The sequence below is a fragment of the Mycolicibacterium moriokaense genome (assembly GCF_010726085.1).
GTDB classification, from domain to species: Bacteria; Actinomycetota; Actinomycetes; order Mycobacteriales; family Mycobacteriaceae; genus Mycobacterium; species Mycobacterium moriokaense.
In genome coordinates, this window is record NZ_AP022560.1 from 5,006,178 (window position 1) to 5,021,628 (window position 15,451).

At 66.6% G+C, this 15,451-nt stretch carries 14 protein-coding genes; 7 read left to right on the forward strand and 7 right to left on the reverse strand.

The window, feature by feature from the left end; translation table 11 throughout:
• The first annotated feature begins 45 nt into the window (after positions 1–45).
• A complete protein-coding gene (locus G6N43_RS24585) occupies positions 46–825 on the forward strand; it encodes an SDR family NAD(P)-dependent oxidoreductase (RefSeq protein ID WP_083149472.1) in 780 nt (259 codons plus the stop codon).
• A gap of 77 nt (positions 826–902) precedes the next feature.
• Here G6N43_RS24585 and G6N43_RS24590 read toward each other — a convergent pair whose 3' ends face one another.
• On the reverse strand, positions 903–1,505 hold the full coding sequence (locus tag G6N43_RS24590) for a TetR/AcrR family transcriptional regulator (protein WP_083149233.1): 603 nt from the start codon (positions 1,503–1,505) through the stop codon (positions 903–905).
• A gap of 46 nt (positions 1,506–1,551) precedes the next feature.
• Between G6N43_RS24590 and G6N43_RS24595 the strand changes: the two genes are divergently transcribed.
• The gene (locus G6N43_RS24595; protein ID WP_083149232.1) at positions 1,552–2,685 is read left to right on the forward strand and encodes a phosphotransferase family protein; all 1,134 of its coding nucleotides are present in this window, start codon (positions 1,552–1,554) and stop codon (positions 2,683–2,685) included.
• Positions 2,685–3,797 (forward strand): Rv3169 family protein, encoded by a 1,113-nt coding sequence (locus G6N43_RS24600; RefSeq protein ID WP_083149231.1) that lies wholly within the window; start codon positions 2,685–2,687, stop codon positions 3,795–3,797. The genes G6N43_RS24595 and G6N43_RS24600 overlap by 1 nt, the downstream gene beginning before the upstream one ends.
• Positions 3,798–3,840: 43 nt before the next feature.
• Here G6N43_RS24600 and G6N43_RS24605 read toward each other — a convergent pair whose 3' ends face one another.
• The 4 genes from G6N43_RS24605 to G6N43_RS24620 are packed head-to-tail and all read right to left on the reverse strand — an operon-like array spanning position 3,841 to position 8,140.
• The gene (locus tag G6N43_RS24605) at positions 3,841–4,098 is read right to left on the reverse strand and encodes a DUF4345 family protein (RefSeq protein WP_083149230.1); all 258 of its coding nucleotides are present in this window, start codon (positions 4,096–4,098) and stop codon (positions 3,841–3,843) included.
• A 5-nt stretch (positions 4,099–4,103) separates the two neighbouring features.
• On the reverse strand, positions 4,104–5,591 hold the full coding sequence (locus tag G6N43_RS24610; protein ID WP_234809982.1) for a flavin-containing monooxygenase: 1,488 nt from the start codon (positions 5,589–5,591) through the stop codon (positions 4,104–4,106).
• A 10-nt stretch (positions 5,592–5,601) separates the two neighbouring features.
• Positions 5,602–7,110 (reverse strand): flavin-containing monooxygenase, encoded by a 1,509-nt coding sequence (locus G6N43_RS24615; RefSeq protein ID WP_083149228.1) that lies wholly within the window; start codon positions 7,108–7,110, stop codon positions 5,602–5,604.
• A gap of 40 nt (positions 7,111–7,150) precedes the next feature.
• The gene (locus G6N43_RS24620) at positions 7,151–8,140 is read right to left on the reverse strand and encodes a TIGR03617 family F420-dependent LLM class oxidoreductase (RefSeq protein WP_083149227.1); all 990 of its coding nucleotides are present in this window, start codon (positions 8,138–8,140) and stop codon (positions 7,151–7,153) included.
• A gap of 19 nt (positions 8,141–8,159) precedes the next feature.
• On the opposite strand from G6N43_RS24620, the gene G6N43_RS24625 reads away from it, so the two are divergent.
• Positions 8,160–9,515, forward strand: coding sequence for a flavin monoamine oxidase family protein (locus G6N43_RS24625; protein WP_083149226.1), 1,356 nt, complete (start codon positions 8,160–8,162; stop codon positions 9,513–9,515).
• Between the two features lie 203 nt (positions 9,516–9,718).
• Here the strand turns inward: G6N43_RS24625 and G6N43_RS24630 are convergent, their stop codons facing one another.
• On the reverse strand, positions 9,719–10,690 hold the full coding sequence (locus tag G6N43_RS24630) for an alpha/beta fold hydrolase (RefSeq protein WP_083149225.1): 972 nt from the start codon (positions 10,688–10,690) through the stop codon (positions 9,719–9,721).
• Positions 10,691–10,799: 109 nt separating this feature from the next.
• On the opposite strand from G6N43_RS24630, the gene G6N43_RS24635 reads away from it, so the two are divergent.
• Both G6N43_RS24635 and G6N43_RS24640 read left to right on the forward strand, forming a co-directional pair.
• Entirely contained in the window at positions 10,800–11,771 is a 972-nt protein-coding gene (locus tag G6N43_RS24635) for an NADPH:quinone oxidoreductase family protein (protein WP_083149471.1), read from the forward strand.
• On the forward strand, positions 11,768–12,622 hold the full coding sequence (locus G6N43_RS24640; RefSeq protein WP_083149224.1) for an endonuclease/exonuclease/phosphatase family protein: 855 nt from the start codon (positions 11,768–11,770) through the stop codon (positions 12,620–12,622). The genes G6N43_RS24635 and G6N43_RS24640 overlap by 4 nt, the downstream gene beginning before the upstream one ends.
• 11 nt (positions 12,623–12,633) lie before the next feature.
• Here G6N43_RS24640 and G6N43_RS24645 read toward each other — a convergent pair whose 3' ends face one another.
• Positions 12,634–13,386 (reverse strand): alpha/beta hydrolase family protein, encoded by a 753-nt coding sequence (locus tag G6N43_RS24645; protein WP_083149470.1) that lies wholly within the window; start codon positions 13,384–13,386, stop codon positions 12,634–12,636.
• Positions 13,387–13,494: 108 nt separating this feature from the next.
• Between G6N43_RS24645 and htpG the strand changes: the two genes are divergently transcribed.
• The gene (gene htpG / locus G6N43_RS24650) at positions 13,495–15,435 is read left to right on the forward strand and encodes a molecular chaperone HtpG (RefSeq protein ID WP_083149223.1); all 1,941 of its coding nucleotides are present in this window, start codon (positions 13,495–13,497) and stop codon (positions 15,433–15,435) included.
• The last annotated feature ends 16 nt before the right edge of the window (positions 15,436–15,451 follow it).

Here is a 15,451-nt window from a genome sequence, read left to right on the forward strand (position 1 = left end):
GAATAGGCAGGGAATAGCCGTCAGCTAACGTCGGTTGTGGCCGTCATGACCTCTTTGACGGGTAAGACCGCACTTGTCACCGGCGCATCGCGAGGGATCGGGCGCGCCATCGCACAGCGTTTGGCCGCCGACGGCGCGCTGGTCGCGGTGCATTACGGAAGCAATGACGCCGCCGCTGCCGAGACGATCGACGCGATTCGCGCCGCCGGCGGCGAGGCGTTCCCCGTGCGCGCATTCCTCGGTGTCGACGGCGACGTGGAGACCCTGTTCGGCGCGCTCGAGAAGGAACTCGATGGCCGTCCGCTCGACATCCTGGTCAACAATGCGGCGATCTCCACCGCCGAGGCCACCGTCGAAAAGGCGACGCCCGAGCAGTTCGACCGAGAGTTCGCGATCAACGTTCGCGCACCGTTCTTCATCACCCAGCGCGCGCTGCCACTGCTGCGCGACGGCGGGCGCATCATCAACATCTCATCCGGCGTGACGTGGTTCGCGACGCCGCAGATCGTCTACTCGATGACCAAGGGCGCACTCAACGTCCTGGGGCGGTCGCTGGCGAATACGCTCGGCGAGCGTGGGATCACCGTCAACAACATTGCACCGGGCGTCACCGACACCGACATGAACTCGTGGCTGCACGACAGCGACGACGCTCCAACCGGCTTCACCGAGATCACGGCGCTGGATCGAATCGGCGCCGCGTCCGAAATCGCCGACGCCGTCGCCTTTTTCGCCTCAGATGACAGTCGATGGGTGACCGGCCAGACACTGGATGTGAACGGCGGGTTGTATCTCGGGCCGAGGACTCCACTGCTACCGAGTTAGGTTGGACGACCACGCCGGCTGAGCAGACGGAAAAGTTCCCGACACGCCGACGATTGCGAGCCCTTTGCGTCTCAGTGTCAGACGACCACGCCGTGGACCAAGATCGCGGTGGTCTGGTCCACCCAGTCGGACCCGAGCGGTTCGTCGGGTCGCAGCACAAACCTGAGCAGGGTGGCGCCGCCGATCACCTCGACGAGCCGGTCGGGATCGATATCGGGATGCACCTCGCCGCGTTCCACCGCATCCGCCAGTCGCGTACGCACGGCGGCGAATGCGTCGTTGAAGCGGTCCCGCACGCGGGTGTTGAGTTCGGCGTCGGCGGACATGTCGGCGATGAGCCCCGGCAGCGCGGCCCGGACCAGCGAACTGCTGAAGACCGCGCGGGCCGCGTCGATCATCGCGCGGATGTCGGCCTTGATGTCGCCGGGCGCAGTCTCGATCGCGGTGGGCTCGGCGGGAAAGGCAGCCTCGTGCACCAGTTCAGCCTTGCTGGACCAGCGCCGGTACAACGCCGTCTTGGTGGTACCCGCCCGCTCCGCGACCGCGGCCATCGTGACGTTGGAATAGCCGACCTCCACCAGTAATTCCGAGGTCGCGCGCAGGATGGCAGCGTTGATCCGCGGATCCCGGGGCCGCCCGGCGCCCGGGGTCTTGTCAAGGACCGAACGGTCTGCTTTCATAACGCTACGCATCGTATCGTAATTATCGGCCGAAGGACCTAATCTGATGCCAACCGAACCGGCTGTCGAAGATGTCAGCCGCCTAGAGCACTCAAGCCGAGACCTCACCGCGCTCCCCGGGGTCATGTCGAAGTGGCTGTCGACCGTACTGCCCGGCGGCGTAGCGCCCGAGATCACCGTGGAGAGCGGTGTCGACGCCAATGGCATGTCCTCGGAGACGATCATCCTGACCGGGCGATGGGACGAGAACGGCGAACAGCGCGAGCAGAAGTGGGTCGCCCGGGTGGCCCCCGCCGCGCAGGACGTGCCGGTGTTCTCGGCCTACCGCATGGACCACCAGTTCGACGTGATCCGCATCGTCGGCGAGAAGACCGACGTGCCGGTTCCGCCGGTGCGCTGGCTCGAGCCCACCGGTTCGGTGCTGGGCACGCAGTTCTTCTTGATGGATTACGTGGAGGGACGCGTTCCACCGGACGTGATGCCATATACGTTCGGCGGCAACTGGTTTGCCGATGCCTCCGAGGAGAGTCAGCGCGAGCTGCAGGACGCCACCGTCGAGGTGATCGCCAAGCTGCACTCGATCCCCGAGCCCGAGAAGACCTTCGGCTTCTTGAACGACGGGTCGGATCCGAATGCGTTGCGACGCAACCTCAACTGGCTGAAGTCGTGGTACGAGTTCGCGGTTCCCGATATCGGCCGGTCCCCGCTGGTGGAACGCTCGCTGGAGTGGCTGGAGGCCCACTGGCCCGCCGACGTCGCCGCCACCGACCCGGTGCTGGTGTGGGGCGACTCGCGCATCGGCAACGTGCTCTACGACGGGTTCCGACCCGCGGCCGTCCTCGACTGGGAAATGGCCACATTGGGCCCGCGGGAGATGGACGTCGCATGGATCATTTTTGCCCACATGGTCTTTCAGGAACTGGCCGGCCTGGCGGGCCTGCCCGGCCTGCCTCATGTCATGCGCGAGGAGGACGTCAAGGCCACCTACACCAAGCACAGTGGAGTCGAGCTGGGCGACCTGACCTGGTTCTACGTCTACTCCGGCGCGATCTGGTGCTGCGTCTTCATGCGGACCACCGCCCGGCGGATCCGGTTCGGCGAGATGGAGGCACCCGACGACGTCGAATCGCTCTTCTATCACGGCTCGGTACTCAAACGACTCATCGGAGATGATGCCTGATGCTCGGACCCACTGATGAATTCCCCATTCATCAACTGCCCCAACCTATCTCCTGGCCAGGGTCGTCGGACCGCAACTTCTACGACCGCTCCTACCTCAACGCCCACGACCGCACCGGTGACATCTTCTTGATCACCGGCATCGGGTACTACCCCAATCTCGGGGTCAAGGACGCATTCGTGCTGGTGCGCCGTGGCGACACCCAGACGGCCGTGCATCTGTCGGACGGCATCGACCAGGATCGGCTCAACCAGCATGTGCTGGGCTACCGCGTCGAAGTCAGCGAACCGCTGCACAAGCTTCGCGTCGTGCTCGAGGAGACCGAGGGCATCGCCGTCGACCTCACCTGGAACGGGCTGTTCGACGTAATCCAGGAACAGCGTCACGTACTGCGTTCGGGAACCCGCGTCACGTTGGACGCGCAGCGATTTGCGCAGGTCGGCAGCTGGAGCGGAGTGATCTCGATCGATGGTGAGGAGATCGCCGTCGACCCCGACGTGTGGATCGGCAGCCGCGACCGGTCGTGGGGTATCCGCCCGATCGGCGAGCCTGAGCCCGCGGGCAGGCCCGCGCATCCGCCGTTCGAGGGCATGTGGTGGCTGTACGTGCCGATGGCGTTCGACGACTTCGCCATCTGCCTGATCATCCAGGAGGAACCCAACGGTTTCCGCAGCCTCAACGACGTCACCCGGGTGTGGCGCGACGGCAGGGTCGAGCAGCTCGGCTGGCCGCGGGTGAAGATCCACTACACCTCGGGCACGCGGATTCCGACGGGTGCGACCATCGACGCGACCGCGGCCGACGGCTCCCCCGTCCACTTCGACGTGGAGTCCAAGCTGCCGGTGCCGATCCACGTCGGCGGCGGCTACGGCGGCGACTCGGACTGGCTGCACGGCATGTGGAAGGGCGACAAGTTCACCGAACGATTGACCTACGACATGACCGACCCGGCGATCGTCGGGCGCGCCGGCTTCGGCGTCATCGACCACGTCGGCCGCGCGGTCTGCACCGAGGGCGGCAAGTCCGTCGAGGGCTGGGGGCTGTTCGAGCACGGCGCGCTGGGGCGGCACGACCCGTCGGGCTTCGTCGATTGGCTCACCGTCGCGCCCTAAAAGCTGCGATTTCGGTGTAGCCAGTCGCGGAGGGCGCGACCAACTACACCGAAGTCGCAAAGAGGGCGGCCGCGGCGATGGGAATCCCCCTCCCTACGTCGCCACCCACCACCGCCGCATACGCCAACACACCCGCGATCGCCAAGCCGAACCCGCCGTAAACCCCGCGGACCTCCGAACGCGCCGCCGCTCCCCCGAGCGTGATGCCGAACGGGCGAATGATCGCCGCAGGTGCGACAAGCGCGTAAGCGCCCATCCCCGCGAAGAACACACCGATTACGGCAATGACCGCGATCGTCACCGCGGCTAGCCGACTGCTTCAGACTGGGCTTGCGGTGCAGACGCCGTAGCGGCGCGGCCGAACACCATCGAGTCGTCTATGCGGTCGAACCGGCTGCCAAGCGCGTCCCGCAGGTAGTTGTGCGTCATCGCCCATGGCCGCCGCGCCCCCGACTTCGGCAGCACCTTCTGTGCGCGTAGGACATAGCCGGACGTCAGGTTGAACACGGGCTGCTCGGGAATGTCGACGTCCCCGAGATGCGGGTAGGCGTGGGTGTAGCCCTGAGAATCCATGTAGGCCAACAGTTCCGCCACGTTGCGCGCCGTCATGTCGGCGCCCAGCGTCCACGACGCGTTCGAGTAGCCGAAACACCATGCCGCGTTGGGCACATCTTCCAAGAGGTGGCGCCGGAAGACGAACCGGTCGTGCGGGTCGATCTTCTCGTCATCGATGCTTATCGCGACTCCGCCCAACGCATGCAACTGGATTCCGGTGGCGGTGATGATCACGTCGGCGTCGAGATGTCTGCCCGACTTCAACACGATCCCCGTGGGATCGAAATGGTCGACGTGGTCGGTCACCACGTCGACATCGCCGGCCGCGATCGCCTTGTAGAAGTCGCCGTCGAGGATGAAGCACATCCGCTGGTCCCACGGGTCGTACGGCGGGGTGAAATGGGTGTCGATGTCGTAGCCCTCGGGCAGGTTCTTCTCGGCGACACCACGCAGCAGCCGCTTGCTGAACTCGGGGGCGCGACGGGAGACCAGCCAGAGCACCGCACCGAACAGGGACAAGGCCGTGCGTGCCAGCGCGTGGGAGATTCTGCGCGGGAGCACTTTCCGTACAGCGTTGATCACGGGTTGCACTCGCTGGACGGATAACAGGTACGACGGGGTGCGCTGAAGCATCGTGACGTGGCCGGCCTTTTCGGCCAGCGACGGGATCATGCTGACGGCCGTCGCACCGCTTCCGATCACGACCAACCGCTTGCCGGAGATGTCGAACCCGTCGGGCCAGTGCTGCGGGTGGATCACGTCGCCCGTGAAGTCCTCGACGCCGGGGAACGTCGGCATGTACGGCTCGTCGTAGTTGTAGTAGCCGCTGGCGAAGACGAGGAACCGCCCGCGGTAGGTCTTGGGCTCCCCGTCGTGTTCGGTCTCTACGGACCAGGTGTCCGTGGCCGAATCCCAGTCGGCGGAGATGACCTTGGTACGGAACTGGATGTGCCTGTCGATGCCGTGTTTACGCGCGGTGTCGGCCATGTACTGCCAGATGTCGGCGCCGTCGGCGATCATCTCGTCGCGCGTCCACGGCTCCCACGGAAAGCTCAGCGTGAAGATGTCGCTGTCGGAGCGAATGCCGGGGTACTGGAACAGATCCCACGTGCCGCCAAGGCGTTCACGCCGTTCCAGGATGGTGTAGGTCAGGTTGGGGTTCTTCTCGCGGATGCGGTAGGCCGCCCCGATGCCGGAGAAGCCCGCGCCGATGATCAGCACGTCGCTGTATTCAGTCACGGAGAACCTCCTATGCCGACTTGACCGCCTCGACAGTCGCGCGGCCGAACACCATCGATTCCTCGATCCGGTCGAATCGGTGATCGATGGCGTCCAGCACATAGTTGTGGCGCACGTTCCACGGACGACGGGTGCCCGACTTGGGCAGCACGTGTCCGGAGCGCTGCACGTAGCCCGCGTTGATGTTCCACGCAGGCTTCTCCGGCATCGGCTCGCCACCCAGGTGCGGATAGGCGTGTGTGTAGCCGTGGGAATCCATGTACGCCAACAACTTCGCCACCGAGCGCGCGGTGAGGTCGACGCGCAGCGTCCACGACGCGTTGATGTAGCCGACGGCCCACGCGGCGTTCGGGACGTCCTCGAGCATGTGCTCCTTGTAGACGAACCGGTCCTGCGGCTTGACCTCCGCACCGTCGATACTCAACGCGATACCGCCGAGCGCCTGCAGCTGAATTCCGGTGGCGCTGATGATGATGTCGGCGTCGAGGCGGTGTCCCGAACGCAGCACGACGCCGTGCTCGTCGATGTGGTCGATCTGGTCGGTCACCACATCCAACCTGCCCGCGGCGATGACCTCGTAGAAATCGTTGTCCAGAATCGCGCACAGTCGCTGATCCCACGGGTCGTAGCGCGGCTTGAAGTGAACGTCGACCGGATAGCCCTTCGGCAGTTGACGTTTCGCGTAGGCGCGCACGTAGGCCCTGGCGAGTCGCGGTGCCGTCCGCGCGAAGGCGTAGACGAACACCGTGAAGAAGGTGTTGTAGATCCTGGCCGCGACATAGCCGACACGCTTGGGGAACACCTTGCGCAGGAACTGCACCACGGGATTGATGCGGGGCGTCGACAGCATGTACGTCGGTGAGCGCTGCAGCATCGTGACGTGGCCGGCCTTCTCGGTCAGCGTGGGGATCATGCTGACCGCTGTCGCGCCGCTGCCGATCACCACGATCTTCTTGCCGGCGTAGTCGAGCGACTCCGGCCAGTGCTGCGGGTGGATCACCGGGCCGGAGAACTGCTCGATGCCTGGGAACTCGGGTTGGTAGGGCTCGTCGTAGTTGTAGTAGCCGGTGCCGAAGAACAGGAAGCGGCAGCGGTACGTGGTCGGCTCACCGTCGTGTTCGGCGCTCACCGTCCAGGTGTCGGTGGTCGAGTCCCAGTCGGCGGACAGCACGCGGGTGTCGAAGCGGATGTGCTTGTCGATGCCGTGCTTGTGCGCCGTCTGGGTCAGGTACTCGCGGATGTCGTCCCCGTCGGCGACGTTCTCCGGCCGTGTCCACGGCTCGAAGGGATAGCTCAGCGTGAAGATGTCGCTGTCGGAGCGGATGCCCGGATAGCGGTTCAAGTCCCAGGTGCCGCCGATGCGCGACCGCCGCTCGAGAAGCGCGTAGCTCAGGTGCGGGTTCTTCTCGTGGATGCGGTACGCAGCACCGATCCCCGATATCCCGGCGCCGATGATCAGCACATCGAAGTAGTCGCTCACCAGCTGATCGTCCTGCAAGCGCTCGACACCCTGGCCCATCCGCAACCTCCTTTGGTTCCGCTGGGTACCACGATATGGCTCAGGACCCGAGCGCGTCCACGATCGACGCCAATGACTCCACGGCGATCGGTCCGGGCTGGTACAGGCAGATTTGCTCGGCCACCCCTTCGACCCGGTCGCGGATGTGCGCGGCGACCTCGGCGGGGCTGCCGCACGCCACAATGGTGTGCAGAATGTCGTCGTCGATGAGCCTGCCCATGTCCTCCCAGCGCCCCTGCTTGGACAGCGAGTTGAGCTCGGGCTGCAGGTCGCCCCAGCCGTGCACGTCGAGCACGGGGCGGTAGGCGGGCGTCGACCCGTAGAAGGCCAGCAGCCGTCGCGCGGCGGTGTGGTCGGCGTCCTCGGTGCCGACCGACACGATGATCTCCGGGACGATCGCGAAATCGGCGGCGTCGCGGCCCGCCGACGCCAGCCCCTTGCCGACGTTGGGCAGGGTCACCTCGTGCAGGAAGCGTTTGGACCCGAAGGGCATGACCAGCAGGCCGTCGGCGACCTCCGCGGTCGCGCGCGTCAGCAGCGGACCCAGCGCCCCCAGATAGATCGGCGGCGGACCGAACGGGTTCGGTCCCGGGTTGAACGTCGGCGTCATCAGGGTGTGCCGGTAGTACTCGCCGCGGAAGTCGAGACGCTCGCCGTCGTTCCATGCGGCGAAGATGGCGCGCAGCGCAGCCACCAACTCCTTCATCCGCGCGACCGGCCGATCGAAATCGACGCCGTAACGCTTCTCGATCTGCGCGCGCACCTGCGTGCCGAGGCCCAGCGTGAAGCGCCCCTGCGCCAACAGCTGCATGTCGTTGGCCTGATGCGCGAGCTGAACGGGGTTGCGCGGGAACGCGATTGCCACGTTGGTCATCAAGTCCAGGCCGCCGACGGCCGACGCGACGGCCAACGGGGTGAAGACGTCGTGCGGACCCTCGAACGTGAACACGCCGCTGGCGCCCGCCTCGCGCAGTGCGTGTGCGCGATCGATCGCATCCGTGGGGCCGAACAGCGCAGTCATGACCTTCATCGCATGAGAGCCTAGTCACGTGACCATCCCACCGAGTGTCGATGTCGTCGTCGTGGGAGCCGGGTTCGCGGGCCTGGCCGCCGCGCGGGAGCTGGTGAAACGCGGCCGCGAGGTGGTGGTGCTCGAGGGGCGCGACCGTGTCGGCGGGCGCTCGTCGACGGCGACGATCGCCGGAGTGCCCGTCGACCTGGGCGGCACGTTCGTCGGGCCGACGCAGGACGCGGTCGTCGCGCTGGCCGCCGAACTGGGCTGTGAGACCGTGCCGACCCACAGCCGCGGCAAGAACCTCATCCGCTGGCGCGGCAAGGTCCGGGCCTATCGCAGCACCATTCCGCGGCTGTCCATCATCGAGTTGCTCGACGTGTCCCGCATCCAGTGGCGGTTCGAGCGGGTGTGCCGGCGGGTGCCGGTGGACGAGCCGTGGACGTCGCCGCTCGCCGAGACCCTCGACTCCAAGACGCTCGACGAGTGGCTGCGGTATGTGCACGCCAGCGCCGGGACGCGGGACCTGATGGCGATCATGGCCCGCGTGACGTGGGGTTGCGAGCCCGACGCAGTGTCCATGCTGCACGCGGTGCGCTACGTCAAGGCCGCGGGCGGTCTCGGCCGCATGCTCGACGTGGAGGGCGGTGCCCAGCAGGACCGCTTCCCCGGCGGGACGCAGCAGATCGCGGTGCGGATGGCCGACGAGCTGGCCCCGCGCGTGGTGCTGGAGGCGGTGGTGCGCAGCATCGAGCGGCACGCCGACGGCACGTTGACCGTGACGTCGGATAAGGGTGCGGTCGCCGCTAGGGCGGTCATCGTCGCGGTCCCGCCGGAGCATCGTGCGGGCATCACGTTCGTGCCGGATCTGCCGCCCGAGTACGGCAAGCTCGCCGCGCACTGGCCGCAGGGCAATCTGAGCAAGGCGTATGTCGCCTACGAGACCCCGTTCTGGCGTGCCAACGGCTGCTCGGGTGAGGCGCTCTCCGACGAAGGCCCGGTGTTCATCACGTTCGACGTCAGCCCCAGCGATGACGGCCCCGGGATCCTGCTGGGGTTCACCGATGCGCGAACGTTCGACCCGCTGCCGCCTGCCGATCGGCGCAAGCGGGCGCTGGCGGGTTTCGCGATGTTGTTCGGCGAGGCCGCGCGCGAGCCCATCGACTACCTCGACCACTGCTGGAGCGCAGAGGAATTCGCGCCTGGCGGCCCGACGGCAGCGGTGCCGCCGGGTTCGTGGACGACGTACGGGCCGTGGTTGCGCAAACCCGTCGACGGCATCCATTGGGCCGGAACGGAAACCGCCGACACGTGGACGGGGTTCCTCGACGGCGCCGTCCGGTCGGGACAGCGTGCGGCCGACGAGGTGGATCGGCAGTTGTCGGCAGACTGAGGAAGGCAGGCCGATCGCGTCAGCCTGCGCCGGCGGGCCGTCGCGTCCAGCTGCGTCGCCGCCGTCGGACTGCACCCCGCCCTGCCAACCTCGTAGCGACTAAGTCGCTGAAGTCGGCCTCGCCAGTAGTAGTTGAGCGACGGTGTCGCTAGGAGGTTGTCACAACGGCATGTCCAAGGACGCCCGACAGCCGGTGGCCCCGACTAGGAGCTGACCGCACCCTCCTCACGGACCGAGTCGATCAGCCAGCGCAGATGCTTGTTGACGGCGTCGGGGCATTCCAGGATGGCGCAGTGACCGCCCGACAGTTCGACGAACTGCGCAAGGTTGGGGACCTCCTTGGCGATTCGACGCGACGACACCATCGGCAGCAGTCGGTCCTTGTCGCTGCCGATCACCATCGTCGGCACCGAGAGGTTCTGCAACCCGATGTGCTGGTGGGTGCCCACCGTGTCGACCAGGGCACGCGCCCATCCGCCCCGGCCCGCGGGTGGCGTTCCGTTGAACAGTTCGAACACGAAGTCCACGATGGCGGGATCGGCGTCACGCCCGACCGCAAGGGCCGACAGGAAGCGGCGCCCAGGGATGTCGGCCACCGGCAGAAGCGGCACCGCGCCAAAGGTTTTCAGCAGTGTGCCCGCCGCGCGCACCCTGGCGGCGGTTAGCGGTTTCGGCACCGGGAGGAACTGCACGTTACGCAGCAGGTCGCCGGTGGTGGTGTTGATCAGGGCGGCCGCATCGATGCGCTCCGCCACCCGATCGGGATAGCGCTCCGCCCAGGACGAGATCGCGATTCCACCCATGGAGTGCCCGGCGATGACGGCCCGCTCCCCCGGCGCCAGCGTCGCCTCGAGGACGGCGTCGACGTCATCGGCCAGGCGATCCAGGCTGTAGCCGCTGCGCCTGGCCGGGACGGCGCTTCTGCCGTGACCGCGATGATCGAAGGCGATGACGCGGTGGTCCTTGGCGAGGTCGGCGATCTGGTGGGCCCACACGCGGATGGCGCAGGTGATGCCGTGGGTCAGCACGACGGGATAACCGTCCTCGGGGCCGAATACCTCGGCGTGCAGGCGGATGCCGTCCTTGGACCGCACTCCGACGCTGCGGCCTCGGCCCAACTGCTCGGCCGGGGCGAATCGCCTCGCCGGTCGCTGGCCTCTTTGACCTGGTGCCATGGGTGCTCCCGTCGTGCTCGGCTACGTTGCCGGACTAACTATCCTATCGGGCGGTTGGTCAATTCCGGCGCAGGGTTAAATGATGGCGTCGACGAAGGAAGGGCCCGCGATGCGCGCGATACAGATTGCCAGCCTTGATGGACCGCAAGCCGCCAAGCTTGTCGAGATCGATGAACCGGCCGGTGACGGCCTGGTCCTGATCGACGTGCACGCGGCCGGCGTCGCTTTTCCCGATGCGCTGCAGTCGCGCGGGCTCTACCAATACAAGCCGGAGATGCCCTACATCCCCGGCGCGGAGGTCGCCGGCGTGGTGCGCAGTGCCCCCGAGGGTGCGCACGTCTCGGCGGGCGACCGGGTCTGCGGCCTGACGATGCTGTGCGGGGCGATGGCGGAAGTCGTTGCGCTGCAATCCGACCGGGTGTTCAAACTGCCGGACTCGGTGTCATTCGAGGCAGGTGCGGGCCTGCTCTTCAACGACCTCACCATGCACCACGCGCTGCGCACCCGCGGGCGCCTCGCCGAGGGTGAGACCGTGCTGGTGCACGGCGCCGCGGGTGGCATCGGGACGTCGACGCTACGGCTGGCGCCGGTGTGGGGTGCGTCGCGGACGATCGCGGTGGTCAGCACCGAGGACAAGATCGAGATCGCCAAGGCGGCGGGGGCCTCCGATGTGGTGCTGGCCGACGGCTTCAAGGACGCGGTCAAAGAGCTGACCGGAGGACGCGGTGTCGACATCGTCGTCGACCCCGTCGGTGGGGACCGGTTCACCGATTCACTGCGGTCGCTGGCGCCGGGCGGCCGGCTGCTCGTGATCGGGTTCACCGGCGGGTCGATCCCCGAGGTGAAGGTGAACCGGTTGCTGCTCAACAACATCGACGCCGTCGGTGTCGGTTGGGGCGCCTGGGCCGGTACTCATCCGGGGTATCTGCTGGAGCAGTGGGCGGAGCTCGAGCCGCTGCTTGCGTCGGGCAAGGTGTCCGCGCCGACACCGGTGGTCTACCCGCTCGAGCGCGCCGCCGATGCCATCGCGTCGCTCGAAGACCGCAGCGCCAAGGGCAAAGTCGTCGTCGCCGTTCGGTGAGGCTGCTTCGTCGGCGCCGCAGCGTCGCGGTCCGCCGATTCGATGCGGGCCGCTGGGTGGACGACGGGACTGCAGCCGCCGTCGACCGTGACGGGTTGACCGTCGCGACGTTCAACATCTGGTTCGACGACTACTACGCCGAGCAGCGGTACCGTGCGATCGCGGAGCTGCTGCGCGAGCGCAGGCCGGATGTGGTTGTGCTCCAGGAGGTCACGCCGCCAGCGCTCGACATGTTCACCGCCCTGCCGTGGGTGCGCAACGAGTACCGAAGCGTCTCGGTGGTCGGCGGCGAAGCGGGAAACTACGGGATGCTGATGCTGTCGCGGGTGCCGATCGCCGACGCGAGTTACGCCCGTCTGCCGACCCGGCAATCGCGAGGATTCCTCAAGGCGGAGTTTGCGCTGACTGGCGACCGACCCGTCGTCTGCGGCGTCCACCTCGACAGCGGGAAATCGTCGGCGCGGCTGCGCGCCTGGCAGCTGCGGAGGATCTTCCGCGCGCTGAGGAAGGCTCACGACGCCGTGGTCCTTGGCGACTTCAACATGCGCGACGCGGAGAACGGACGCATCACCGCCCCGTACGCCGACATCTGGCCCGTACTGCGACCGCACGATCCCGGCTACACGGAGGACACGTCGATCAACCTCATGCGCTTGGACGCCAAGAACAAGGAGCGGCAGGTGCGTTTCGATCGTGTGCTGCTCAAGGGGACGTGTTGGCGCGCAACGACTATCGAGCTGCTGGGCACGCGGCCGATCTCGGCCGACCTGCCGCGAGTGTTCCCCTCGGACCACTTCGGCGTTGCGTGCCATCTCGATTTGTGTGCATCTGCGAGCGGTGAGCGCTCCTAAACGCACACAAATCACAGGTATGGGTCGGCCCAGGCGCTGATGATCCTGGCCGCCCGCGCCGCCTGGTTCTTCCCCGTGAGCAGATGGTCGGCCCCCTCCAGCGAAATGAAGCTGCGGGGATGCCGGGCGGCGCGGAAGATCTCGCTGGCGTTGGCGATGCCGACGGTGTTGTCGGTGGGTGAGTGCATCACGAGAAGCGCCCTGTGCAGGGTGCGGATGCGCTCGCGCAGATCGGCGGTGCGGACGTCCTCGATGAAGTGCAGCTTGAGCGTCAGCGCCTTGCCGCCGATCAGAAAGGGCGCCTCGCCCTCTGCCTCGATCCGCTGGCACAGCGCGTCAAAGGTGCGCTCGACATGGGCGGGTTGGAAGGGCGCGCCGATGCTGGCGACGGCGGCCACCCCCGGGCATTCGTGGGCGGCGGCGATCACGGCCGAACCGCCGAACGAATGCCCGACGAGCAGTCGAACCTCCCGGCCCGAGGCGTTCATGAACTCCACGGCCCGGACGGTGTCGGCGACCTTGTGCGAGAACGACCCGTCGCCCCAGTCGCCCTCGGAATCGCCGAGACCGAGGTTGTCGAAGCGCAGCACGCCGATGCCCTCGGCGGCCAACTGCTTGCAGATCCGGGCGGCGGCGGGGCTGTCCTTGCCGAGGGTGAAGCCGTGCGCGAAGACGGCCCACCCGCGTTGCTCGCGTTCGGGCAGATCGACGAGTCCTGCCAGCATGGGACCCGTGGTGCTGGGGAATCTGACGCGCTCGGCCACGGGCGTCATCCTGTCATCCCGCGGCGAGAAGGGCGCCGAAGCGGTGCCGGCGCCGTCGGTACCATCTCCTACGTCAGCTTCAAGTGAAGGTGTTGTCGAAGGAAATACATGACTGCACACGTCGAACAGTTGGAGTTCCAGGCCGAAGCGCGCCAGCTGCTGAACCTGATGATCCACTCGGTGTACTCCCACAAGGATTCGTTTCTCCGGGAACTGATTTCGAACGCCTCCGATGCGCTGGACAAACTGCGGCTCGAGGCGCTGCGGAACAAGGACCTGGACGTCGACATCTCCGACCTGCACATCGAGCTCGAGGTCGACAAGGAGGCGCGGACCCTCACCGTCCGCGACAACGGGATCGGGATGACACGCGACGAGGTCGTCGACCTGATCGGCACTCTCGCCAAGTCGGGTACGGCCGAGCTGCGGCAACAGTTGCGGGAGGCCAAGAAAGCCGAGGCCTCGGAGGAGCTGATCGGCCAGTTCGGTGTCGGGTTCTACTCGACGTTCATGGTGGCCGACAAGGTCGACCTGCTGACCCGCAAAGCCGGTGAGAGCGGCGCGACCCGATGGGTGTCTACCGGTGAGGCCACCTACACGATCGAAACCGTCGAGGATGCGCCCCAGGGCACGTCCGTCACGTTGCACCTCAAGCCCGAGGACGCCGAGGACGAACTGCATGACTACACGTCCGAGGCGAAACTGCGTGAGTTGGTGAAGAAGTACTCCGACTTCATCGCCTGGCCCATCCGGATGCAGGTCGAGCGGCGCACCCCGCCCGCCGAGGATGGTGGCGAGGAGGTCGTCACCGTCGAGACGCAGACGCTGAACTCGATGAAGGCCCTGTGGGCGAAGTCCAAAGACGAAGTCTCCGAGGACGAGTACAAGGAGTTCTACAAGCACATCGCCCACGCCTGGGATGACCCGCTGGAGGTCATCGCGATGAAGGCGGAGGGCACCTTCGAATACCAGGCCCTGCTCTTCATCCCGTCGCACGCGCCGTTCGACCTGTTCACCCGGGACGCCAAGACCGGGATGCAGCTATACGTCAAGCGCGTCTTCGTCATGGGCGACTGCGATCAACTCATGCCGCCGTATCTGCGCTTCATCAAGGGCGTGGTCGACGCACAGGACATGTCGCTCAACGTTTCTCGGGAACTCCTGCAGCAGGACCGGCAGCTGACGGCGATTCGCCGGCGGTTGACCAAGAAGGTGCTGTCGACGGTCAAGACCCTGCAGTCCGAGCGCCCCGAGGACTACCGCACGTTCTGGTCCCAGTTCGGCACGGTCCTCAAAGAGGGTCTGATGTCGGACTTCGAGAACCAGGAGACGTTGCTGAGCATCGCGTCGTTCGCGTCCACGCACAGCGACGAAGAGCTCACCACCCTCGCCGAATACGTCGAGCGGATGAAGGACGGGCAGGAGAAGATCTTCTACGCCACCGGACAATCGCGTGAGCAACTGCTGAAGTCGCCGCACCTGGAGGCGTTCAAGGCCAAGGGCTATGAAGTGCTGTTGCTCACCGATCCGATCGACGAGATCTGGGTGGGGTCGGTGCCCATGTTCGACGGCAAGCCGTTGCAGTCCGTCGCCAAGGGTGAGGTGGACCTCGACACCGAGGCCGACAAGGAAGCGCACGCCGCCGAACGCGAGGAACAGGAACGGGAATTCGCCGACCTGTTGACCTGGTTGAAGGAAACCCTGAGCGACCACGTCAAGGAGGTGCGGTTGTCCACCCGCCTGACTGAGTCCCCGGCCTGCCTCATCACCGACGCCTTCGGCATCACACCGCAATTGGCGCGCATCTATCGGGCCTCCGGGCAGGCGGTTCCGGTGGGTAAGCGGATTCTGGAACTCAACCCGAAGCATTCGCTCGTGACCGCGCTGCAGCAGGCGCACCAGGCCGGTGGCGACGAAGCCCAGATGGCCAAGCTCGCCGAAACCGCCGAACTGCTCTACGGCACCGCGCTGCTCGCTGAGGGTGATGTACCCGAGGATCCGGCGAAGTTCGCCGGACTGCTCGCCAATCGACTGGCGCGCACCGTGTGAAGGCGCCGCGATATCG

What these genes read in the sequence shown, in the direction of transcription:
- G6N43_RS24595 (WP_083149232.1), top strand. Translation starts at nt 1,552, where the DNA reads ATGCCAACCGAACCGGCTGTCGAAGATGTCAGCCGCCTAGAGCACTCA.
- G6N43_RS24620 (WP_083149227.1), bottom strand. Translation starts at nt 8,140, where the DNA reads ATGAAGGTCATGACTGCGCTGTTCGGCCCCACGGATGCGATCGATCGC.
- G6N43_RS24585 (WP_083149472.1), top strand. Translation starts at nt 46, where the DNA reads ATGACCTCTTTGACGGGTAAGACCGCACTTGTCACCGGCGCATCGCGA.
- G6N43_RS24635 (WP_083149471.1), top strand. Translation starts at nt 10,800, where the DNA reads ATGCGCGCGATACAGATTGCCAGCCTTGATGGACCGCAAGCCGCCAAG.
- G6N43_RS24630 (WP_083149225.1), bottom strand. Translation starts at nt 10,690, where the DNA reads ATGGCACCAGGTCAAAGAGGCCAGCGACCGGCGAGGCGATTCGCCCCG.
- G6N43_RS24590 (WP_083149233.1), bottom strand. Translation starts at nt 1,505, where the DNA reads ATGAAAGCAGACCGTTCGGTCCTTGACAAGACCCCGGGCGCCGGGCGG.
- htpG (WP_083149223.1), top strand. Translation starts at nt 13,495, where the DNA reads ATGACTGCACACGTCGAACAGTTGGAGTTCCAGGCCGAAGCGCGCCAG.
- G6N43_RS24600 (WP_083149231.1), top strand. Translation starts at nt 2,685, where the DNA reads ATGCTCGGACCCACTGATGAATTCCCCATTCATCAACTGCCCCAACCT.
- G6N43_RS24615 (WP_083149228.1), bottom strand. Translation starts at nt 7,110, where the DNA reads ATGGGCCAGGGTGTCGAGCGCTTGCAGGACGATCAGCTGGTGAGCGAC.